The organism is Thauera sp. ZXT1-4 (assembly GCF_052598215.2).
This window is the reverse complement of sequence record NZ_JBQWSN020000001.1, coordinates 112,563-133,215: the sequence shown is the minus strand read 5'-3', so window position 1 is coordinate 133,215 and position 20,653 is coordinate 112,563. Positions and strand designations below refer to the sequence as shown.

Here is a 20,653-nt window from a genome sequence, read left to right as displayed (position 1 = left end):
ATTCGGGTTCGAGTCGGGTGATCTGTGCTGTCTTCGGTTGCAGTTATGGAGGAGCCGAGGAACACCGATTGCCCCACAGTTACGGGGGATAGCGGGCCACCCGAACACACGCCCCCCACCCGACACAGCGTCACCCAAGGACGCACCCACAGCAGCCCCGAGGAATCCCCTTGGGGCTTTTTCATTGGAGCAAGCAAACATGAAGCATGACCGATCAACGGGGATGGAGAAGACCGTCTTCCGCAGCATCGCCTTTCCCGTATCAGCCTTCGATCACCTGAAGGAGTTCCAGCGGGAGTATGAGAGACGACACGGGGTGAGGATCAACAACAACGAAGCCCTCGCCATCATTCTGAAGCAGCACCGCCAGTTCATTGCAGAGAGTGAAGAACATGCTTGGATGGACGACTGACGAGAAACGACAGCTTGTCATCGAACTGGACGAGATCATCCGAGATCGTCGCTTTCAGGTCAGGAACAGGACCGATGCACAGACCGTGAAGGCATACGCGAGCGCGATGCAGGCCGGGAGTGAGTTTCCGCCGGTAACGCTCGCAGAGATCGACGGGAGGCTGTTCCTGATCGATGGCTTCCACCGATTCGATGCTGCAACCTTGATCGGGCGTCAGGGGATCGAGGCTGTCGTCGTACCGATGACCGAGAGAGAAGCCCTCAAGGCGTCTGCGGTCGCCAACCTCACCCACGGGCTACGCCTCACCAAGACCGAGAAGATGAACGCCTTCAAGCAGTTCATCAAAGGAGGTGGTCACCTGAAGGGGCGTGGGAAGCTCAAGAGCTACCGAGAGATCACCTCGGAACTCCACGGGATCGGGACGCACGGCACCATCAGGAACTGGATGATGAAGCACTTTCCCCGGATCGCTCGCCAGATGGGAGACGACAAGCCGGGGAACCGTCGTGCGGATGTCCCCGAGATGAACCCCGAGGGGGAACGAGCGAAGGCGATCAGGGATGCACTCGGGGAGGCCCGCACCCTGCTTGATCTTGTGAGCGACCCCGAAGAGGTCTATCTCATCAGGGAGATGGTGGAAGCCTTGATGATGGAGGTCAGCCAGAAGGAGACACAGCAGCCCGACTTTTGAGCAGACACACCAACATCCCGCGAAGCACACGCGGGGAACGTGAGGCTGAATCCCAGTAACCACGCGGGTTTCATCGTGTGCTGTTCAAATTGAACACCTGCTATGAACAGCGGGAGCGTGAAACCCAAGCGGGACGCGGGGTTCAACCTCACGAAGTGACCGAACGAGTTTCAACGAGTGGAAGGTGTCGAGGGGTCTGGAGACCCAACACAGGGACGCCCGCGCCATACTGCCCTGCGAGCGGTACGAGGCTGGTACGCACACTGTGCCGATCAGGTCGTCCGCCGGAAGGGACCAACGCGACGGCGCAAGAGGTTGATGCAGCGACCACAAACTCTGCGAATGCGGAGAGTTTCCAGCCTTGAGGCACCCATTCCCCCAGAGAAACGAGGGTAGTGGTAACTCGATGTGGTATATAAGCAAAAAGCCATACTTCCTAAGTCATTGAATTGACTTGAAAATATGGCTCTTTAGCAGGTCTGGCGGAGACGGAGGGATTCGAACCCTCGATGCGAGTTTTAGCCCGCATGCTCCCTTAGCAGGGGAGTGCCTTCGACCTCTCGGCCACGTCTCCATCAGGAAGGCGCGATCATAGCGAGTTCAGTTCTGCCGGTCAAACACTGATCGAGCGTTTGCTCCGGCCGCGGCTACGACCATCACTCCCTACCGCAAGCAGACCATCCCCACCGGAAACCGCGCGCCCAAGCCGCCACCCGCCGTTTTGGCATCGCCCGACTCGAAGAACCAGAACGCCTCCGTATGGGGCCACAGAACACCAGGCTGCGCTTCAGAGCACCAGACTGAACCAACCGTGCCAATGTCCTATCAAAGCACTTACCAACCACCGCGCGAGTTTATCCAAACCACGAGCTTCCAGGACGGATGAGAATCTGCGTAAGGCGAATTGGATATGCTATTTCAAATTCCACATAAACGCGAAATTCGAAAATGCATTTTGAAAGATTGCTGACCTATACTGCATGCACTCTATGACTTTGGTCATAGATTCAGATCTATTCCGCGCAGAAGCGCGTAGCTCCGACCCGGGTCGGAGAATTTTTCGAGGGCCCCGTAATGAAAGCAACAGAGAAACTTGATGTTCGTGAAATTCGCCGCAAACTTGGATTGAACCAGTCGCAGTTCTGGTCAAAGATCGGCGTGACGCAAAGCGGCGGTTCCCGCTACGAGAGCGGGCGCAACATTCCCCGTCCCGTTCAGGCTTTGCTTCGCCTCGTTCATGTCGAGCAGGTCGACATCGAGAAGGTCAAGCGCGACGACATGGAAGTGGCCGAGTACCTCAAGGCCAGCAATCCGGAGTTGTACAAGTCGCTGAAGAAGGAAGCGCGCGCAAAACGCAAGGAGCGCTGAGCGCCGGCACGCGGGACCGGATCAGGGGCTGACACGAACGGTCAGCCCCTTTCGCCGTATACGGTCAGCGATCTGCTCGATCTCTGCCTCGCTGAGGCGGGAGACATGCACGGCCTCCGGTTGCCGGGACGGGCGTGCCACGCCGTACAGCAGCACCCCTTTCAGGCGTGCGATCCCGGCCTGAGCGAGCACATCCAGATACGCATCCAGCTCGGCCTCCTCAGGCGCTGCACCGTCCCAGCGGAACACGCAGGTCTGCACCCAGGTCGGGCAAAGTTCCGCGCACCGTGCCAGATTCCGTGCCACGGCTGCAGGTTCAAGGCGCACCCCGTTGATGCGTTCGATTCCGGCAGTCGTACCCGCGTCGACCTTGAACCACACCTCCCCGCCACCGGCGCCCAGCCTGCGCACGCCGTCCTGAACCCGCGCCTGCGCCAGCAGACTGCCGTTGGTGATCAGCCGCACTGGCACCGCATCGGCAGCAAGCCCGAACGCATCGCGAACGCGAAGCACCCGGTCCACCGCCTCGGCAAAGACCTCCGCACTCGTCGGTTCGCCATTGCCCGAAAAGGCGATGTCTCGAATGGCGCGCGAGCCTTCGGGCACGAAGCGCTCCATCCAGTCCCCATGGATCAGGTCTGCCAGGAATCCGGAGAGTTCGTGCTCGAGGAGTAAAAGATCGATGTCGGGCGCCTTGCCGCGCACCAAGTCCGGCACCTGGCAATAGGCACAGTGCCAGTTGCAGGCGTTGTTGGGGTTAAGGTTGATGCCAACCGACACCCCTCCAGCACGACGCGAGAGCACGGGATAAACGTAGGTCAGCCCGGCAAGGTCCCGGTCGTGCTGGCTGACCTTGAGTGTATCGAGCGTTCCAGGCGGAATGGAATGTGCAGAATTCATCGTTTTGTCAGACACTTGCGGAAACCACGCGTGGAAACCACGCGACGCCAGTGGGCAGGCGGCGCGTTATAATCTGCGCCCCTTCCGGAGAGCCAAGCCATGCGCATCACCCGCCGCCTCGAATTCGACGCCGGACACCGCATTCCCGATCATGCCAGCCAGTGCCGGCACCTTCACGGCCACCGCTATGCGCTGGAGGTGACCCTTTCGGGCAGCATCATCAAGGCCGATGGGGCACCGGTCAACGGCATGGTGATGGATTTCGCCGACGTCAAACGTATTGCCAACGAACTCGTCGTCTCGCGCTGGGATCATGCCTTCCTCGCCTACCGTGGCGACAGCATAGTGATCGAGTTCCTCGCAAGCATGCCCGGGCACAAGACCATCGTTCTGGATGTGGTCCCGACGGCCGAGAACCTCGCAGCCGAAGCCTTCCGCATTCTGGAACCTGCCTATCACGACGTCTACGGAAACGATCTGCGCCTCGAGCGCGTGCGCCTGTACGAAACGCCCAACTGCTGGGCCGACGCCGAGCGCGAATGCTGAAGCCGGGTAACTGAGGTCACGGGGTAACGCCAACGCCTCGCAGCCAGGCTGCACATGCACGCCGACGGTCACATCAGGGCTTTAACGCCAGGCCTGCGCGCCCTCGGTTCAGGGCTTCCAGGGCAGCGCACGAATCGGTGTCGCATCGGCCCTGTGGCGCCGCCAGTTGTCACGATAAGCGCGCGCAAGCGGGCAATGTTCGCGCACGATCAGAATGTTCTCGGCATTACGGTTGCGCGCCGACCACGTGAAATTGTACGAACCGGTGAGCACCGCACAACCCGGCCCTTCGGCATCCACAATCAACACCTTGTTGTGCGCCGCGCTGTATGCAGTCTCGAAGGCGACGGGCACCCCGGCCGCGAGCAGACGGCCAATGGCATTGCCCTTTTCCCGCCGGTTCATCTGCGCATCGGCCAGGACTTCGACCTTCACTCCACGGTGATGCGCAGCCACCATCGCGTCAGCGATGCTGCGGCTTGTGAAGGCGTAAGCATGCACAAGCAGACTCTTGCGCGCATCGTGGACAAGCCCGATGAGCACCTTCTCTGCATCGTCGCGCGGTGAGAACGCCAGCTCGATCTCACCTTCGGCAGCAAAACGCTGGCTCGCATGCGAGGCCTGCAGGCCGATCGCGAGCAGCACGCAGGCGACGAGGCGGACCGAAGACCGGCCCCGACCAGCTGCCGTCACCCGCGTTCTCCTGCTCGTCCGCGGCGAATCAGGCGCCCTCACTGCGCTCGAACACTGCAGCGAAAAAGCCATCGGTGTCATGAACGTGGGGCAGCAGACGCAGGCGTTCGCCGGTTTCGATCTCCACACCCTGACGGGCGAGGATCTCCTGCGCCGAAAGGGCACGGAAGCCGGGATGCGCGGTGAGGAAGGCATCGGCGATGGCGTCGTTCTCTTCGGCGAGCAGGCTGCAGGTCGCATAGACGAGCCGGCCGCCGGGACGCACGAGGCGCGCAGCCGCTGCGAGGATCGATGCCTGCTTGGACGTCATCTCCGCGACCGCGGCGGGCGACTGCCGCCACTTCAGGTCGGGGTTGCGGCGTAGCGTGCCCAGGCCGGTACAGGGCGCATCGACCAGCACGCGGTCGGCCTTGCCCGCAAGCCGCTTCACCTTCGCGTCGGCCTCGTGCGCAATCAGCACCGGATGCACGTTCGACAGGCCTGCGCGCGCCATGCGGGGTTTGAGCTTCGCAAGGCGCTTTTCCGAAACGTCCAGCGCATACAGCCTGCCGGTGGAGCGCATCATTGCGCCCAGTTGCAGCGTCTTGCCCCCCGCTCCGGCGCAGAAATCCACCACCAACTCGCCACGGCGAGGCTGCACCAGCAAACCCAGCAACTGGCTACCCTCGTCCTGTACCTCGAAGCCCCCCTCGAGAAACAGCGGGTGCTTCTGCAAGGCCGGCTTGCCCGCCAACCGGATCGCTTGCGGCGACAGCCTGCCGGGCGCTGCGGCAACCCCCTCCGACTGCAGCCGCGCCAGCACCTGATCCCGATCGGCTTTCAGCAGGTTCACGCGCAGATCGAGCGGAGCGGCCCGGTTCAGGCCATGGGCCAGCGCAACCAGTTCTTCCTCCCCCATCTGCACGGCAAGACGATCGGCCAGCCAGTCCGGCAGATCCGCACGTTCGGCCAGCGAAAGCGCACCCACCTCGGCCGCCTTCACTGCAGCCACCCAGTCCCGCTCGGTGGGACTGACCAAGCCTTCGAAATTGCGCAGCGGCCAGCCCTCACCCCGCGCAAACCACGCCAGCAGCAGCATGCGCGGGGTGGCCTCCTCGCCGGCAAGACGGCGCAGCCAGCGCAGCCGGCGCAACACGCCATACACCGCCTCGGCGATAAAGCCCCGGTCGCGGTGCCCCAACTCGCGGTTCTCGCGAAAATGGCGCGATAGCACCGCATCGGCCGGATGCTCGAAGCCGAGCACCGCCCCCAGCGCCTGTGCGGCATGAATGAACAGGGGGCGGGATACCGCCCCCTCGGCTGCCTTGGTCTTGATCGTCTTGCTCATTTCAGTTCTTTTCCGGTTTCTGCGCTGCCACACCAAGTTCGACGCGCACGGCGCGCTGGTCCAGGACACCGCCCTTCTCGTCCTCGATGCGGATGCGGACCGGCAGCATGCCGTGCCGCGGGGACAGCCAGATGTTGATGTCCAGTTCGCCTTGCTCCGCCCAGGCATGGACGCGCACGGTGTCGACCTCGCCCATCGCAAGCTTCAGGCGCTCGGTGCCGGCTGGCTCAAGCTTAGCCTGCTTGATGCTCTTGTTTGTCACCACGGTCAGATGGACGGCTTCACCACGCTCGGCAACGCGGCGCGCCTGGTGCCACAGGCTCAGCACATCCTGGTCGCCAGCGCGTATGGTGCCGCTCTTTCGCTCCTGCCCGTCGCGGCGGACGCTGACCCGCCCCTGCGACCAGTCGAAGAGCGCACTCTCGGGCTTGCGCCCACGCTGTTCCACGCTGAAGAGCTCTGGCTTGAGCCCATTGCCGTCACGCGTTCCGGTGCTGCGCTGCGCATACTCAAGCCCGAACAGCCCGGCGAGCCCCTTCGCCTCCAGCGTGAGTGAAAGCTCGTACTGGACACCATCGTACTTCCATACATGGCGAGCCTCTCCGACCTTGAAACCCTGCGACCCGTAATGCACGTCGAACAAGATCCTGCCCGCTGGCGGTGCTGCGCTCACGGCCACTGCGGGCACCACGAACAGCAATGCAAACACTGTGGAAAACACGCGCAGGATCCGCACGATCATGCCGCCCCCTCCGGCGCCGGCACGAGGAGCGCCACATCCGCACTTTCCGGCAGCCCGCGGACCTCGACCCGGTTCCCCCGCACCGCGAGCCGGTCCTCGACGAACCAACGGACAGCCTGGGGATAGATGCGATGCTCCTGGGCCAGCACACGCGCGGACAACGCGGCTTCGTCATCCCCGTCCAGCACCGGAACTGCGGCCTGGATCACGATAGGTCCATCATCGAGCTCGGCGGTGACGAAGTGCACCGTCGCGCCATGCACCCGCACCCCGGTTTCCAGCGCGCGCCGGTGTGTGTGCAGGCCCGGGAAGGAAGGGAGCAGCGAGGGGTGGATGTTGAGCAGACGCCCTTCGTAGCGGCGCACGAAGCCGTCGGTCAGCACGCGCATGAAACCGGCCAGTACCACGAGGTCGGGCGCATGCGCATCGATGCATGCGGCGAGCGCAGCATCGAAGGCGGCGCGGTCGGCAAAGGCGGTGTGGTCGACCACTTCGGCGGCAATTCCATGTGCCTGGGCGAACGCCAACCCGCCCGCGCCGGGACGGTTGCTGATGACCGCGGCAATCTGTGCGCCCGGGATGCCGGCACGCACGATCGCTTCCATGTTGCTGCCGCGGCCAGAGATCAGAATGACGATGGACTTCATTGCGAATTGGAAAGGGAAGGATATAAGGGCAAGACGCTCGCTTTGCCCGAGCGTTCAGTAAACAGGCAGGAATACCGCCGTCGCGAGGTTCTGCACCACGCGCGTGACCGTGCGGTCGGTTTCTTCCTCGACGACATCGGCGAGCGCATCGAGCAGGCCGATGATGCGGCCGAACTCGCGCTCGAAGCTCAGGTTCGACAGCTCGCCCATCTCGTTCGAGAGCAGCAGCAGGTGCCCCTGGGCATCCCGGGCATTGGCCAGCTTCCAGGCCACGATCTCGACGTTGCGGGCCGCATTGTAGATGTGCTGGGGCTCCAGATCATCCAGCATGTAGAAACTTTCCCGGTCGCCGAGCGCAGCCTGCACCATGCTGGCAAGCCCCACAGCCAGCGCCTGCACGCGATCGCCGCGATAATCCGGGTGCAGCGCGACGTGCATGGCATCGATGTCGCGCCGGTAGCCGATGGACGCAAAGCGCCAGCGATGCTTCTGCTCGAAGATGCGGACCACCGCCGCCTCCATGCTGCCGGTGTCGCTCTTGCGCCATTCGCCCGGATTGCGCCGGTAAAGCTTCTCGGTGAGCCGGCGCACGCTGGCCAGCACGTGCACCTGATGGGTTTCCGCAACGCGATTGATGTCCGTCTTGGCAAGCTGGCGCAGATCGAAGCCGGCGCTTCGCATCAGCGTAGGCGCGGTGCCCGGTGAGGAGCAGGCCATCAGCAAGGTGCCGACGAGCGACAGCGCAAGCCACCGGCCGCAACCGCCCTCCGCCCCCAAAACTGCGGCCTCGCTCATCTCCATCCCCCTGCGCCACAACCTCTTGCCGCGATCATAACCCGGACCAGCTGATCAGACCGCAGCCGGGGCCCCGTATAATGCCGGGCCGATCGTGCCGGACGCGCTCATGCCCCATATCCATCGCCTTCCCGACCTGCTCGTCAACCAGATCGCCGCCGGCGAAGTGGTCGAACGTCCCGCCTCGGTGCTCAAGGAAGTGCTCGAGAACGCAGTCGATGCGGGTGCGCGAACCCTGGAAGTTCAGCTCGAACAGGGCGGCGTGCGCCGCATCCGTGTGGCGGACGACGGCTGCGGCATCCCCCACGATGAACTGGCGCTCGCGCTCGAGCGCCACGCTACCAGCAAGATCTCCAGCCTGGACGATCTCGAGCGCGTCGGCACCATGGGCTTCCGCGGCGAAGCACTCGCCGCCATCGCCGCGGTCGCACGCACCAGCATCACCAGCCGGGCGCAAGGCGCAACCCATGCCTGGCGCATCGACGCCGGCCGCAGCGAGCCGGAGCCGGCCGCACTCGACCAGGGGACCGTGGTCGATGTCGCCGACCTTTATTACAACACGCCGGCACGGCGCAAGTTCCTCAAGACCGAAGGCACCGAGTTCGCCCACTGCGACGAGATGTTCCGCCGCATCGCACTCGCCCGCCCGGACCTCGGCCTGCAACTGACACACAACGGACGCGTGATCCATCGCCTGCCTCCGGCACCGGCCGCCACACGCCTCGCGGCACTGATGGGCGACGACTTCATTCGCAACGCGCGTGCACTCGACGCCGACGCCGGCCCCCTGCGGGTCAGCGGTTTCGTGTCGCTGCCCGCCTACTCGCGCGCGAGCCGCGACGCGCAGTACTTCTTTGTCAATGGCCGCTTCGTTCGCGACAAGTTGCTCACCCATGCGGTGCGCGAGGCCTATGCCGACATCCTGCACGGCAGCCGCCACCCTGCCTACGTCCTGTTCCTGTCCATGGATCCCGCCGGGGTGGATGTGAACGTGCATCCAGCGAAGATCGAGGTACGCTTCCGCGAAGCACGCGCGGTGCACCAGTTCGTCTACCACGCACTCAAACGCGCACTGGCAGAGAGCGGCGCGGGGCGGCCCCAGGGCCTCACGGACGAAGCCGATTCCGACCTGAGCGGGCAGTCTCCGACGGGTGTAGCAGCGCACCCGATTTCCGCCCCGCGGGCGGGCATGCAAGCGGCCTGGCCGCCCGCCCGCGCCCATCAGGGCAGTCTCGCCATGGAGCCTGCCAGCCGCAGCTACCTCGACTTCGCGCTGGGCGCGCGCCCGGATGCCTTGGCGCGGTCGGGCCCGCCTCCGACAGGCTCCGTCTCCACCACTTCCACGGGCGACACCACCGCGCCGGCCGGTGCCCCCGGTGCTGCACCGCCGCTGGGCTTCGCGCTGGGCCAGCTGCATGGGGTCTACATCCTGGCGCAGAACGCGTCCGGGCTGGTTCTCGTGGATATGCACGCCGCGCACGAACGCATCCTGTACGAGCAGCTCAAGACCGTGCTGGATGGCCGGCCTGCGGTACAACGCCTGCTGATTCCAGCAGTGTTCTCCGTCAGCGCAAAAGACATGGCCGCGGCCGAAGAGTGCAGCGAAGTGCTGGCCGGCATGGGCTTCGACATCGGCGCAGCCGGACCGCAGGAGTTGGCGGTACGCAGCGTTCCTGCGCTGCTCGCACGCGCGCCGGTCGCCGAACTCGTGCGCGAATTGCTGCAGGAGTTACGCGACTTTCCCGCCACCGAGGTCGTCACCGCACGGCGCAATGAGTTGCTCGCCACCATGGCCTGCCACGGCGCGGTGCGCGCGAACCGCCAGCTCAGCCTCCCCGAGATGAACGCCCTGCTGCGCGACATGGAAGCGACCGAGCGCGCCGACCAATGCAACCACGGCCGTCCCACCTGGACGCAGTTCAGCATGGCGGAGCTGGACCGCTTCTTCATGCGCGGACAATAAGGCAGACAGCGAGGCAGGGACGAAGGCAGGCACCACCCCGATCGCGGAGCGCCGCTTGCGCCGCGCTCAGGCGCGATAGACCAGCACCCCCGCCACCACGAGCACAACCGTCGCCCAGCCCAGACGGTCGACATACGTGCGCAGCGCCGCTTCCATGCGCGCACCGCCCCAGGCCATCAGGCCGGCGACCAGAAAGAAGCGGGCGCCCCGACCCACCATGGATGCGAGCGTGAACGGCAGCAAGGCCATGCCCGCCACGCCGCCCGCGATCGTGAACACCTTGTAGGGAATCGGCGAAAAGCCCGCCACGAAGATCGCCCAGAAGCCCCAGTGCTCGAACCACGCAACCGCCTGCTCGTAGGCGCTCCAGTAGTGGCTCGTCCTCAGCCACGGCTCAACCAGATCGAAAGCGTAATGGCCGATCAGGTAGCCGAACAGCCCCCCCAGCACCGACGTCACCGTGGTGAGTAAGGCGAACCACCAGGCCCGCTGCGGTTCCGCCAGGCTCATCGGCGCGAGCATCACGTCCGGCGGGATCGGAAAGAAGGAGGACTCGGCAAAGCTCAGGACACCGAGAAACCAAGGCGCACGACGATGGCGCGACCACGACATCGCCCGTTCATACAGCGGAGAGAAGATCTTCAAAACACGGCCCCGAAGGATGCGCACCGGCCTCGGCCCGGATGCGAAGGTGCCGAATGATAACCGCAAGCACCCGCCCCCGTGCGCGGACATACTCTGTGCTCGACTCCACGGCAGACGAGGTCCGCACGCACGGAAAGAGCACCCGTCGCCGCAGTTCAACGACGTTTCACGACAATCCGTGGTTGCAGCATCCGCAGCAACCGATGACAATCCCTCCGCCATATTCTCTGCGACTCACGATGGAACAACGCCGCATTCGCCGCACGTCGCTTCGCGTCGTGCTCATCGTCCCGTACGTCGTTCTCGTACTCGGGCTGGCGCTGGCCATCGGCCTGCTCTCCTACGACACGGGCCGACGCGCCGTCTCCACCGTATCGGAACAGTTGCTGCTCGAGGTCGTGGGGCGCATCGCACAGGCAGTCGACCGCCACATCGTCGGTTCCGGTGCAGTCCTCGAGACGGCGTTCCCGCAGGGCTTGCCTGCACCCGCAGAGATCCAGGAGGATTTCCACGAACTGCGCGCACGGTTGTGGATCGCCACCGCCATCCACACCGACCCGAACAACTACGTCTACTACGGCAACGAGATGGGCCAAGGGATCGGCCTGTATCGACACAACGGGGAAGACGTCGAGTTGCGCATGAAGCTCAAGGCGGACGAACACCGTGCGATCTATCGCTTCAGCGGGATCGACGGCCCGCTCGAATTCATACGCCGCGAAAAGAACCTCTTCGACCCACGCACCCGTCCGTGGTACACCGACGGACGCGACTCTTCCTCCGACACCTGGACTTCCGTCTACATCGACTTCGGCACGCTGCAACTGGTCGCGACCCGTGCCCGTAGCGTCCCGACCCCGGGAGGCGTCTTTGCAGGCGTGGTCGCGACGGACGTGTCGCTCAAGGCGCTCAACGACTTCGTGTCACGGCTGACAGTCTCCCCCAACGGCGTCGCCTTCATCATCGAACCCGATGGCAATCTGATCGCATCCTCCGCCAGCGAAAACGTGATCACCCTGCCCGACGGCACGCACGGACGCATCGCTGCGAGCGAGAGCACACATCCGCTCGTCAAGGCGAGCTATCAGACGGTACGCGAACGCATCGAAAACCGCACCGACGAACGGCTACCGCGCGTGTTCGAGTTCACCGACCACTCCGGCAGCCTCATCTACGCGGCGTTCGATCGGGTCCAGGACAACGCAGGGCTGGACTGGATCACCGTGGTTGCGATGCCGGCCAGCGACTACCTTGGCGGCGTCTTCGAGAACGTACGCCGCACCGTCGCCCTCGCTGCGCTTGCTGTGGCCGTCGCCATCGCCATCGGGCTATCGATCCTGGGCTGGGTATCGCGCGACCTGCGACTGCTGTCCGCGATTGCCGGGCGGGTGGGCGATGGGGACCTGAACAGCCCGGTGAACATCGATCGCAGCGACGAGATCGGCGAACTAGCACGCAACTTCGAGCGCATGCAGGAACGCCTGCGCACCGACCGCCTTACCGGCCTCGCCAACCGCGAGGCGCTGGTCCAGGGCTTGCAGCGTCGCATCACGGACATCCGCGACGACCGCCGCCACCCCCACCTCGGCGTGTTGTTCATCGACCTGAACCGGTTCAAGGAAATCAACGACTCGCACGGACACGAGGTGGGCGACCGCGTCCTGAAGGAGATCGCCGCCCGCTTAAAGCAGGCGGTGCGAAGCGAGGACCTGGTCGCGCGCTATGCGGGCGACGAGTTCGTCATCCTCGTCGACCGGGTGCCTGATCGCGAAACGCTCGAAAGCGTTCGTGCGCACATCGACACGGTACTCAGCCAGCCCCTTCATGTCGACGCGCTGCCAAGCATCCTGGCCGGGGGCGCAACCGGCTGCGCGCTCTACCCCGACGACGGCGACAGCGCTGAAGGCCTGCTGCGCCACGCCGACCACGCGATGTACGCCAACAAGCAGGGACGACGCCAGGAGGCCAGCGACTGACGCCGGCTTGTCCCCAGCCAGCGTGAACAGCGACCGGGATAAGCTGTGGACAAGTCATCCAACTCCCTGTCGTGTAAGCGTTCCTCTGCAGCGCCTGTTTTTTGTGCAGCTCGGACCCCGGAACTATTTCGCATTCTTCAGCACGCTGAAATTGAAGCCTGGCGTGCGTTCTGTTAGCTTCCGGGTAGCGCGTAACAAGCAGTTTCAATAACAAGCCACGCCTGCGTCATGAAGGGAAATGACAAAGGCAATTCGATTGCGGAGATCCCATTCAATGAAGAAATGCCTCACCGCCGCTGCGGTTGCAGCCACAGCCCTGCTGGCGACCGCATGCGCCACGCCCTTCGCTCCTGCGCCACTGGCGACCAACTTTGAAACAAGCAAACAGCACAAGCTGCAGGCAGCGGCGCACTGGAACGCAATTGCCAAGGACGTGGCCGCAAAGCTCTCCGCCCGCCTCCCCGAGAACACCCCACTTTTCGTCAACCAGCACGCTGACGCATCCCCCTTCGAGCGTGCCTTCACGAGCCAGCTCATCACTGCCCTGATCGACGGCGGACATGCCCTGATGCGCTCTCCCGAGGGTGCGCTTCGCGTTGGCGTAGAAACCCAGGCCGTGCCCTTCTCTGCGGACCGGCCCCAGTACCGTCATGCTGGCACTGCAACGACGCTGGGCGCAGGTCTGTGGGTGCTCTACGACATTGTCGAGTACGCGTCCAACGGCCCGGCAAAGGCCGCGCTGCTCGCACTGGGCGGTGCGGATGCCCATGCGTGGTTCCAATCCGAGTTCGCGGACGGCACTACACCGTCCATGGAAATCATCGTCAATACAACGGTCAGCGACGCGAATCGTCACATCGCGCGCAACACCAGCGTCTATTACGTTGCCGACGCAGACCAAAGCCTCTACCTGTCGCGCGACGAAAGACCGAAGCCCATCATGAAGACCTTCCAGGTCGTGGGAGGAGAATGATGCTGATGCGCAAACCCCTCCTTGCCGCGCTCGCGGGCGCCGTTGCCCTGTCTGCCACTGGCTGCGCCACCAACGCGGTCAATGCGCGCCAGGACCTGACCTGGGAACAGGCCGCGGCCAATCCGCTCATTCCTGCCAATTACGCTGCTGCAAGCAAGCTGCTTGGCAGCCTGCAGGGACAACTTGCTAAGGACCAGCCGCTGATCGTCGCCACAGTGGTAAACATTGACGCACTCGACCGCTCGTCGACGCTGGGCCGGGTAATATCGGAACAGGTTTCGGCACGCTTCACGCATGCTGGCTACCGTATGATCGAGATGAAGTTCCGCAATAACGTTTATATGGCCCGCGACCAGGGCGAACTGATGCTCACCCGCGAGATCCGCGACATCGCGAGCTCGCACAACGCCCAGGCTGTTATTGTTGGCACCTATGCACAAAGCAGCGAGATGGTGTTCGTGAACCTCAAGGTAATCCAGCCCGAGACCAACGTCGCGCTCGCCGTGCACGACTACGCGCTGCCGCTCGACGGCATGACGCGCTCAATGCTCAAAGCCAACCGCTGATCCCCTGCAGGACCGCAGCGCAAGGGGGCGCGCCCGAATGGGCCCGCCCCTTTCATTTACGGCACGCCCGGCGCTTTGGGGGATAATCCCGCCCACGCCCACTCTTCGCCGCACCGTGTCCCAGCCTGCTCCTTCCGCGCACACCGATCTCATCTCCGAAGCCCGCCCCGTGGCCAAACGGGACGCCGCTCGCCAGCCCCCCGCCCTGTTGCTGCTCGGCCCGACCGCCAGTGGCAAGACAGCCTGCGCACTCACGCTTGCACGCGCATTGCCGGTGGAGATCATCAGCGTGGACTCCGCGCTGGTCTATCGCGACATGGACATCGGCACCGCCAAGCCGAGCGCGGCCGAGCGCGCGGAGTGCCCGCACCACCTGATCGACGTAGTGACGCCCGAAGCGTGCTATTCCGCGGCGCGTTTTCGCGCCGACGCAATACGGCTGATGGGCGAAATCTCCGCCCGCGGCCGCATCCCCCTGCTGGCAGGCGGCACGATGCTCTACTTCAAGGCCCTGCACGACGGCCTCTCCGACCTGCCCGCCGCCGACCCCGCCTTGCGCCACGCAATCGACCAGGAGGCCGCCGAGCGCGGCTGGCCGGCCCTGCATGCCGAGCTTGCCCGCCTCGACCCCGCAGCCGCTGAACGGCTGGAGCCGGGCGACGCGCAGCGCATCCAGCGCGCACTCGAGATCGTCCGCCTCACTGGTCGTCCGCTTGCGGAGAGCTATGCTCGAAAAGAGGACGACGCCCTGCCCTGTCGCCTGCTGCCGATCGCGCTCGCCCCCGCCGACCGCAGCGTGCTGCATGCGCGCATCGCCGACCGCTTCGACGCCATGCTGCACGCGGGCTTCATCGACGAGGTGCGCCAGCTGCGTGCCCGCTACCGGCTCGACCCTGCCCTGCCCTCGATGCGCTGCGTAGGCTATCGTCAGGCATGGGAATACCTCGACGGTAAAATCGGCTACGACGAACTGCGCTTCAAGGGCATCGCCGCCACGCGCCAGCTCGCCAAGCGACAACTCACCTGGCAACGCCAGTTCCGCGAAACCTGGCCAGCGCTCGAAGAGCTGGACTGTCTGCGCCCCGACCTTCCCCAGGCCGTACTGAACGCCGCGCTGCGGCGCCTGCCCCCCCCGGCCCCCACCACCTGAAGGAACCCCCATGGACGAACAGATCATCGCCGACATCGAGCAGTGGCTCGACCAAGTCGTCATCGGCCTGGACCTCTGCCCCTTCGCCGCCCGGCCGCGGCGCGAGAAGCGCGTGCGCATCGCGGTCAGCCACGCGCGAAACGCCGAGGTCCTGCTGGACGACCTCCAGGCCGAACTCGAGCACCTCGCCGACACTCCGGTGGAGGCACTCGAGACCACCCTGCTCGCCATCCCGGACATGCTCGGGGACTTCGCCGAGTACAACGACTTCCTCGACGCGGTCGACCTGTGGATGGAGCAGTTCGGCTGGGAGGGCGAGCTGCAGGTGGCGAGCTTCCATCCTCAGTACCAGTTCGCGGATACCGAGGCGGACGACCCCGGCAACCTCACCAACCGGTCGCCCTGGCCCTTGCTGCACATCATCCGCGAGGAAAGCCTGGAGAAGGCGATCGAGCATTATCCCGACATCGAGGGCATCCCCGAGCGCAATGTCGAGCGCATGAAAACGCTCAGCCCAGAGGAGCGCGCCCGGCTGTTCCCGTATCTGTTCGGCTGAGCAGCGCTCGAAACGGGGGCGGCCGCGCTGGCCGCGCACCCAAAGCGGGAGTAGACTGAGTTCAAGCGCAGGTTCAGCCATTTCATGCTTTTTGCAACCCTGAACGCAGGAGCCTTCCATGTTCCCCGAATACCGCGACCTGATCACCCGTCTCAAGCATCACGACCGCCACTTCACCCAGCTCTTCGAGAAGCACAATGAGCTGGATGAGAAGGTGCACAATATCGAAACCCACATCGTGCCGGCCAGCGACGTGGAGCTCGAAGTCATGAAGAAGGAAAAGCTGCTGATCAAGGATCAGATCTACGCGTACCTGAAGAGGGTCGCCGCCGAAAGCTGATCGCCAACTCCGCACGATGAAGAACCCCGCCAGCGCGGCTCGTGCGGCGGGGTTCTTTGTTTTCAGGCAGCGACGCCCTGCGCGACCTCGGCAGGCGCCTCGCGCTCGCGCCGTGCCAGTAGGGTATAGACGGTAGGCACCACGAAGAGCGTGAAGAAGGTGCCGATCAGCAGGCCGCCGACGATCACCCAGCCGATCTGCTGGCGGCTCTCGGCGCCGGCGCCGGTGGCCAGCGCGAGCGGCACCGAGCCGAGCACCATGGCGCCGGTCGTCATCAGGATCGGGCGCAGGCGCAGCACCGAGGCCTCGACCACCGCCTCGCGCAGTTCGCGGCCCTGCTCGCGCAGCTGGTTGGCGAATTCGACGATCAGGATGCCGTGCTTGGTGATCAGGCCCACCAGCGTGACCAGGCCGATCTGGCTGTACACGTTGAGCGTGCCGCCGGTCAGCCACAGCGCGCCGAGCGCGCCGGTCATCGACAGCGGCACCGTGAGCATGATGATGAACGGGTCGCGGAAGCTCTCGAACTGCGCCGCCAGCACCAGGTAGATGAAGGCGAGCGCGAGCAGGAACACCAGCGCCAGGCTCTCCGAGCTGGTCTTGAACTCGCGCGACTGGCCGTCGTAGTCGGTGCTGTAGCCCGGCGGCAGGATGCGCGCAGCCGTGTCGTCCATCCACTGCAAGGCCTCGCCCAGGGCATAGCCCGGCGCCAGGTTGGCCGAGATCGTCACCGCGCGACGCTGGCCGAAGTGGTTGAGCTCGCGCGGCGCCACGCGCTCGCTCACCTTCACCACGCTGGTTAGCGGCACCATCTCGCCGTTGCGCGCCCGCACGTAGATGTCGCGGATGTCGCGCGGGTCGCGGCGAGCGTCCTCGGCGACCTGCACGATCACGTCATACTGCTCGGCATCTTCCTTGTAGCGCGTGACCTGGCGGCCGCCGAGCATGCTCTCGAGCGTACGCGCAATCGCATCCACCGCCACGCCAAGGTCAGCGGCACGGTCGCGATCGACCTCCACCGCCAGTTCGGGCATGGTCAGCTTCAGGTTGGTGTCGGGCGACAGAAAGCCCGGGTTGTCACCCATCGCATCCAGGAAGGCGTCGGACACGCGGGCGAGTTCGTCGTAGCTGTCCGAGGTCGCGATCACGTAGCTCACCGGCCGCGAGCGCACGCTCTGGCCGAGCGATGCGGGCAGGATCGGAAAGGCATTCACCCCCGCCACCGCGCGCAACTTGGGTTGCAGGTCGGCGGAGATCTCGTTGGCCGTGCGGGTACGGTCCTCCCAGTCCGTGAAGCCGACGAAGGAGATGCCCTGCGAGACGGTCGGGTTGCCCGCGATCACCATGTAGCGGTCGACCTCGGGCAGGCCGGCGTAGATGTCCTCGATCTCGGCCGCATAGCGCGCCATGTAGTCGAGCGTGGCGCCCTCCGGCCCGGTGAACATGCCGATCACGCGGCCGCGGTCTTCCAGCGGCGCGAGCTCGGTCTTGAGCTGGCCCATCAGCCACACCGAACTGCCGGCGACGAGCGCGAACACCAGCATCACCAGCCAGCGCGCCTTCAGCGCCGCTGCAAGCACGCCGCGGTAGCCGGCGGTGAGCCCCGACAGCAGGCGCTCGATACTGTTGTAGATCACGCCGTGCTTCGGCTCGTGGCGCAGCAGCTTCGAGCACATCATCGGCGACAGCGACAGCGCCACGAAGCCCGACACCAGCACCGCCCCTGCCAGCGTGAGCGCGAACTCGGTAAACAGCTTGCCGGTGCGCCCGGTCATGAAGGCCACCGGCGCGTACACCGCCGCGAGCGTGATCGTCATCGCCACGATCGCGAAGCCGATCTCCTTGGCACCCTTGAAGGCTGCAGCCACCGGCGCCATCCCCTCCTCGATGTGGCGGTAGATGTTCTCCAGCATCACGATCGCGTCGTCCACCACCAGGCCGATCGCCAGCACCAGCGCGAGCAGCGTAAGCGTGTTGATCGAGAAGCCGAGCACCAGCATCAGCGTGAAGGCGCCCACCAGCGACACCGGGATGGTCACCAGCGGCACCAGCATCGCGCGCCAGTTGCGCAGGAAGAACAGGCACACCGCAGCCACCAGCAGCACCGCCTCCCAGATGGTGGAGAACACCGCGTCGATCGAACGCTCGATGAACACCGTGGTGTCGTTGGCGATCTTCATCGACATGCCCTCGGGCAACTCGCTCTCCAGGCGCGGCAGCATCTCGTCCAGCCCACGCTTGAGGTCGAGCGGGTTGGCGGTCGATTGCTTGATCAGGCCCAGCGACACCGCCGGCCGCCCCATGAAGCGAACCGAGGTACGCTCGCTCTCGGGCGCGATCTCCACCCGGCCGACGTCGCGGACGCGCACCGGATAGGCATCGGCGCCGGCACCCTGACGCAGCACGATGGCCTCGAACTGCGCCGGCTCGGTGAGGTCGGTCTGCGCCACCACGGCAAACTCGCGCTCGCGGCTCTCGATGCGGCCGGCGGGCAGCTCCACGTTCTGGCGCCGGATCGCATCCTCCACGTCCTGCACCGTGAGTCCGAAGGCGGCGAGACGGTCGCGATCGAGCCAGATCCGCATCGAGGCGCGCCGCTCGCCGTACAGGCGCGCGTCGGCCGCGCCGGGCAGGGTCTGCATGCGCGGCTTGATGATGCGGTTGGCGAAGTCACTGATCTCCATCGGCGAGTGGCGGTCGGACGAGAACGCCACCCAGATGATCGGGCTGGCATCGGCCTCGACCTTCGCGATCACCGGCTCGTCGATGTCGTCGGGCAGGCGCTGGCGCACGCGCGACACACGGTCGCGCACGTCAGCCGCGGCCGAATCGGCGTCGCGCTCGACGCGGAAGCGCACCGTGATCTGGCTGCGCTCCTGGCGGCTGATCGAGGACAGCACATCCACGCCCTCGATGCCGGCGAGCGAATCCTCCAGCGGCTTGGTGACCTGCGACTCGACGATCTCGGCGCTGGCGCCGCGGTAGCGCGTATCCACCGTGACCACCGGCTCGTCGATGTTGGGATATTCGCGCACCGTGAGGCGCGAGTAGGACATCAGGCCGATCAGCAGTACGAGCAGGGACAGCACGGTGGCGAACACCGGGCGGCGGATGCAGATATCGGAAATGACCATGGCTCAGTCCGCCCGCGGCGCCATGCCGGCCGCCGCCACCTTCACCTCGGCGCCATCGCGCAGCTTGAGCTGCCCGGCCGTGACCACCACCATGCCCGGCTGCAACCCATCGACGATCTCGACCATCGCGTCGCGGCGCTGGCCGGTGCGCACATTCACGCGCTGGACCTTGCCGTCAGCCACGCGATACACGAACTGCACGTCGCCCGGCGCCGGCACCAGCGCCGCCTCGGGCACCATGGCCACCTCGCCGCGCTCGGCCAGGATCAGCCGCACGCGCACGAACACGCCCGGGCGCAGCCGCATGTCGGGGTTGGGCAGGCTCGCGCGCAGGCGCACGGCGCGGCCCTCGGCATCGACCAGCGGGTCGATCGCCTCGACAGTGGCCGCAAAGAGCTCGCCCGGCAGCACGTCGCTGGAGAGTTCCAGCGTCTGCCCGGAGCGAACGCGATCGAGGTAGAGCTCGGGCAAGCGGAAATCCAGCTTCAGCGTGGCGATGTCCTCGAGGTTGATGAGCACATCACCATCCTTAACGAAGTCGCCGGGGCTCACGCTGCGGATGCCCACCACGCCGTCGAAGGGCGCGCGGATCTGCATGCGTGCCAGCCGCGCCTGCGCCAGCGCCACCCCCGCACGCGCCACCTCGAGCTTGGCGCGCGCATCGTCCAGGCTGCTGCGGCTGACGAACTTGCGCCCGAACAGATCCTGCGTGCGGCTGAAGTCGGCCTCGGCCAGGGTCAGGTTGGCGCGCGCCTGCTGCAGCTCGGCGCGCTGCACCGCGGCGTCGAGCTCGACCAGCACCTCGCCGCGCCGCACGGGCTCGCCGTCGCGAAAGTGGATCGCTTCGATCCGGCCCGACACCTCCGGGCGAAGCACGACGGACTCGTTGGAGACCAGCGAACCCACCGCGCTCACGTCGTCGTCGAGTACACGCACGCTCACCGCCTGCGTCTCCACCACGACCGGAGCAGCCTGCCCCGCGCCGCCGCCCCCTCCACCCCCTGCCCCGGCTGTCTTGACCTGGGCAGCGACAGGCTGCCCCGGGGCCGGCGTGCGATTCACATGCCAGGCATAGCCTCCCAGCGCGGCGAGTCCGACGAGGCTGAAAAGGGTGATGAGGGTTCGACTGGAGGGCATGGGCAACCGGATCGGAAGAAAGGGAGAGGCTCGTGAAGGAGCGCCAACGCGCTCACCGGCATGAGTTTAAGGACAAAAGTTTAAGGACAAAA

General features: G+C 65.3%; 20 protein-coding genes and 1 tRNA gene. 11 read left to right on the top strand and 10 right to left on the bottom strand.

The window, feature by feature from the left end:
* The first annotated feature begins 199 nt into the window (after positions 1–199).
* Both ACUH78_RS00650 and ACUH78_RS00645 read left to right on the top strand, forming a co-directional pair.
* Entirely contained in the window at positions 200–412 is a 213-nt protein-coding gene (locus tag ACUH78_RS00650; protein WP_445332520.1) for a hypothetical protein, read from the top strand.
* Positions 393–1,103 (top strand): ParB/RepB/Spo0J family partition protein, encoded by a 711-nt coding sequence (locus tag ACUH78_RS00645; protein ID WP_510497545.1) that lies wholly within the window; start codon positions 393–395, stop codon positions 1,101–1,103. Before ACUH78_RS00650 ends, ACUH78_RS00645 begins: the two co-directional genes overlap by 20 nt.
* Positions 1,104–1,583: 480 nt before the next feature.
* On the opposite strand, the gene ACUH78_RS00640 is transcribed toward ACUH78_RS00645, so the two are convergent.
* A tRNA-Ser gene (locus tag ACUH78_RS00640) sits at positions 1,584–1,677 on the bottom strand.
* A 500-nt stretch (positions 1,678–2,177) separates the two neighbouring features.
* On the opposite strand from ACUH78_RS00640, the gene ACUH78_RS00635 reads away from it, so the two are divergent.
* Positions 2,178–2,471, top strand: a complete 294-nt coding sequence (locus ACUH78_RS00635) for a helix-turn-helix domain-containing protein (RefSeq protein WP_418363072.1) — start codon at positions 2,178–2,180, stop codon at positions 2,469–2,471.
* Between the two features lie 21 nt (positions 2,472–2,492).
* Here ACUH78_RS00635 and ACUH78_RS00630 read toward each other — a convergent pair whose 3' ends face one another.
* Entirely contained in the window at positions 2,493–3,371 is an 879-nt protein-coding gene (locus ACUH78_RS00630; protein WP_445332522.1) for a radical SAM protein, read from the bottom strand.
* A 99-nt stretch (positions 3,372–3,470) separates the two neighbouring features.
* Between ACUH78_RS00630 and queD the strand changes: the two genes are divergently transcribed.
* The gene (gene queD, locus ACUH78_RS00625; protein ID WP_418363074.1) at positions 3,471–3,917 is read left to right on the top strand and encodes a 6-carboxytetrahydropterin synthase QueD; all 447 of its coding nucleotides are present in this window, start codon (positions 3,471–3,473) and stop codon (positions 3,915–3,917) included.
* Positions 3,918–4,025: 108 nt separating this feature from the next.
* Here queD and ACUH78_RS00620 read toward each other — a convergent pair whose 3' ends face one another.
* From ACUH78_RS00620 to ACUH78_RS00600, 5 genes are read right to left on the bottom strand one after another with little or no spacing between them, the layout of a single operon-like run.
* Positions 4,026–4,610 carry a phospholipase D family nuclease gene (locus ACUH78_RS00620; RefSeq protein ID WP_445332523.1) on the bottom strand — a complete coding sequence of 195 codons (585 nt, stop codon included), beginning with the start codon at positions 4,608–4,610 and terminating at the stop codon, positions 4,026–4,028.
* A 28-nt stretch (positions 4,611–4,638) separates the two neighbouring features.
* Positions 4,639–5,937 (bottom strand): RsmB/NOP family class I SAM-dependent RNA methyltransferase, encoded by a 1,299-nt coding sequence (locus ACUH78_RS00615; RefSeq protein ID WP_418363076.1) that lies wholly within the window; start codon positions 5,935–5,937, stop codon positions 4,639–4,641.
* A gap of 1 nt (position 5,938) precedes the next feature.
* Positions 5,939–6,679 carry a DUF3108 domain-containing protein gene (locus tag ACUH78_RS00610; RefSeq protein WP_445332524.1) on the bottom strand — a complete coding sequence of 247 codons (741 nt, stop codon included), beginning with the start codon at positions 6,677–6,679 and terminating at the stop codon, positions 5,939–5,941.
* A complete protein-coding gene (gene purN / locus ACUH78_RS00605; protein ID WP_445332525.1) occupies positions 6,676–7,326 on the bottom strand; it encodes a phosphoribosylglycinamide formyltransferase in 651 nt (216 codons plus the stop codon). Before purN ends, ACUH78_RS00610 begins: the two co-directional genes overlap by 4 nt.
* Positions 7,327–7,380: 54 nt before the next feature.
* Entirely contained in the window at positions 7,381–8,121 is a 741-nt protein-coding gene (locus ACUH78_RS00600) for a hypothetical protein (protein ID WP_445332526.1), read from the bottom strand.
* 109 nt (positions 8,122–8,230) lie between these two features.
* Here ACUH78_RS00600 and mutL point away from each other — a divergent pair, with 109 nt between their 5' ends.
* On the top strand, positions 8,231–10,084 hold the full coding sequence (mutL, locus tag ACUH78_RS00595) for a DNA mismatch repair endonuclease MutL (protein WP_445332527.1): 1,854 nt from the start codon (positions 8,231–8,233) through the stop codon (positions 10,082–10,084).
* Positions 10,085–10,150: 66 nt separating this feature from the next.
* Here the strand turns inward: mutL and ACUH78_RS00590 are convergent, their stop codons facing one another.
* Positions 10,151–10,729 (bottom strand): YqaA family protein, encoded by a 579-nt coding sequence (locus tag ACUH78_RS00590; RefSeq protein WP_445332528.1) that lies wholly within the window; start codon positions 10,727–10,729, stop codon positions 10,151–10,153.
* A 239-nt stretch (positions 10,730–10,968) separates the two neighbouring features.
* On the opposite strand from ACUH78_RS00590, the gene ACUH78_RS00585 reads away from it, so the two are divergent.
* From ACUH78_RS00585 to ACUH78_RS00560, 6 genes are all read left to right on the top strand, one after another.
* Entirely contained in the window at positions 10,969–12,705 is a 1,737-nt protein-coding gene (locus tag ACUH78_RS00585) for a diguanylate cyclase domain-containing protein (RefSeq protein WP_418363082.1), read from the top strand.
* Positions 12,706–12,979: 274 nt separating this feature from the next.
* Entirely contained in the window at positions 12,980–13,678 is a 699-nt protein-coding gene (locus tag ACUH78_RS00580) for a hypothetical protein (protein ID WP_418363083.1), read from the top strand.
* Positions 13,675–14,244, top strand: coding sequence for a FlgO family outer membrane protein (locus ACUH78_RS00575; protein ID WP_418363084.1), 570 nt, complete (start codon positions 13,675–13,677; stop codon positions 14,242–14,244). The genes ACUH78_RS00580 and ACUH78_RS00575 overlap by 4 nt, the downstream gene beginning before the upstream one ends.
* Positions 14,245–14,413: 169 nt before the next feature.
* Positions 14,414–15,394: a tRNA (adenosine(37)-N6)-dimethylallyltransferase MiaA gene (miaA, locus tag ACUH78_RS00570; protein ID WP_445332529.1), complete on the top strand. Its 981-nt coding sequence runs from the start codon at positions 14,414–14,416 to the stop codon at positions 15,392–15,394.
* A gap of 10 nt (positions 15,395–15,404) precedes the next feature.
* Entirely contained in the window at positions 15,405–15,950 is a 546-nt protein-coding gene (locus ACUH78_RS00565; protein WP_418363086.1) for a DUF1415 domain-containing protein, read from the top strand.
* A 118-nt stretch (positions 15,951–16,068) separates the two neighbouring features.
* Positions 16,069–16,290, top strand: coding sequence for an HP1242/YdcH family protein (locus tag ACUH78_RS00560; protein WP_418363087.1), 222 nt, complete (start codon positions 16,069–16,071; stop codon positions 16,288–16,290).
* Between the two features lie 62 nt (positions 16,291–16,352).
* Here ACUH78_RS00560 and ACUH78_RS00555 read toward each other — a convergent pair whose 3' ends face one another.
* Both ACUH78_RS00555 and ACUH78_RS00550 read right to left on the bottom strand, forming a co-directional pair.
* The gene (locus ACUH78_RS00555; RefSeq protein ID WP_435751502.1) at positions 16,353–19,424 is read right to left on the bottom strand and encodes an efflux RND transporter permease subunit; all 3,072 of its coding nucleotides are present in this window, start codon (positions 19,422–19,424) and stop codon (positions 16,353–16,355) included.
* A 3-nt stretch (positions 19,425–19,427) separates the two neighbouring features.
* Entirely contained in the window at positions 19,428–20,561 is a 1,134-nt protein-coding gene (locus ACUH78_RS00550) for an efflux RND transporter periplasmic adaptor subunit (protein ID WP_435751501.1), read from the bottom strand.
* Positions 20,562–20,653 lie beyond the last annotated feature (92 nt).

Coding starts and splice junctions, on each gene's coding strand:
- ACUH78_RS00650 (WP_445332520.1), top strand. CDS start 200: ATGAAGCATGACCGATCAACGGGGATGGAGAAGACCGTCTTCCGCAGC.
- ACUH78_RS00645 (WP_510497545.1), top strand. CDS start 393: ATGCTTGGATGGACGACTGACGAGAAACGACAGCTTGTCATCGAACTG.
- ACUH78_RS00635 (WP_418363072.1), top strand. CDS start 2,178: ATGAAAGCAACAGAGAAACTTGATGTTCGTGAAATTCGCCGCAAACTT.
- ACUH78_RS00630 (WP_445332522.1), bottom strand. CDS start 3,371: ATGAATTCTGCACATTCCATTCCGCCTGGAACGCTCGATACACTCAAG.
- queD (WP_418363074.1), top strand. CDS start 3,471: ATGCGCATCACCCGCCGCCTCGAATTCGACGCCGGACACCGCATTCCC.
- ACUH78_RS00615 (WP_418363076.1), bottom strand. CDS start 5,937: ATGAGCAAGACGATCAAGACCAAGGCAGCCGAGGGGGCGGTATCCCGC.
- ACUH78_RS00610 (WP_445332524.1), bottom strand. CDS start 6,679: ATGATCGTGCGGATCCTGCGCGTGTTTTCCACAGTGTTTGCATTGCTG.
- purN (WP_445332525.1), bottom strand. CDS start 7,326: ATGAAGTCCATCGTCATTCTGATCTCTGGCCGCGGCAGCAACATGGAA.
- ACUH78_RS00600 (WP_445332526.1), bottom strand. CDS start 8,121: ATGAGCGAGGCCGCAGTTTTGGGGGCGGAGGGCGGTTGCGGCCGGTGG.
- mutL (WP_445332527.1), top strand. CDS start 8,231: ATGCCCCATATCCATCGCCTTCCCGACCTGCTCGTCAACCAGATCGCC.
- ACUH78_RS00585 (WP_418363082.1), top strand. CDS start 10,969: ATGGAACAACGCCGCATTCGCCGCACGTCGCTTCGCGTCGTGCTCATC.
- ACUH78_RS00580 (WP_418363083.1), top strand. CDS start 12,980: ATGAAGAAATGCCTCACCGCCGCTGCGGTTGCAGCCACAGCCCTGCTG.
- ACUH78_RS00575 (WP_418363084.1), top strand. CDS start 13,675: ATGATGCTGATGCGCAAACCCCTCCTTGCCGCGCTCGCGGGCGCCGTT.
- ACUH78_RS00565 (WP_418363086.1), top strand. CDS start 15,405: ATGGACGAACAGATCATCGCCGACATCGAGCAGTGGCTCGACCAAGTC.
- ACUH78_RS00560 (WP_418363087.1), top strand. CDS start 16,069: ATGTTCCCCGAATACCGCGACCTGATCACCCGTCTCAAGCATCACGAC.
- ACUH78_RS00555 (WP_435751502.1), bottom strand. CDS start 19,424: ATGGTCATTTCCGATATCTGCATCCGCCGCCCGGTGTTCGCCACCGTG.
- ACUH78_RS00550 (WP_435751501.1), bottom strand. CDS start 20,561: ATGCCCTCCAGTCGAACCCTCATCACCCTTTTCAGCCTCGTCGGACTC.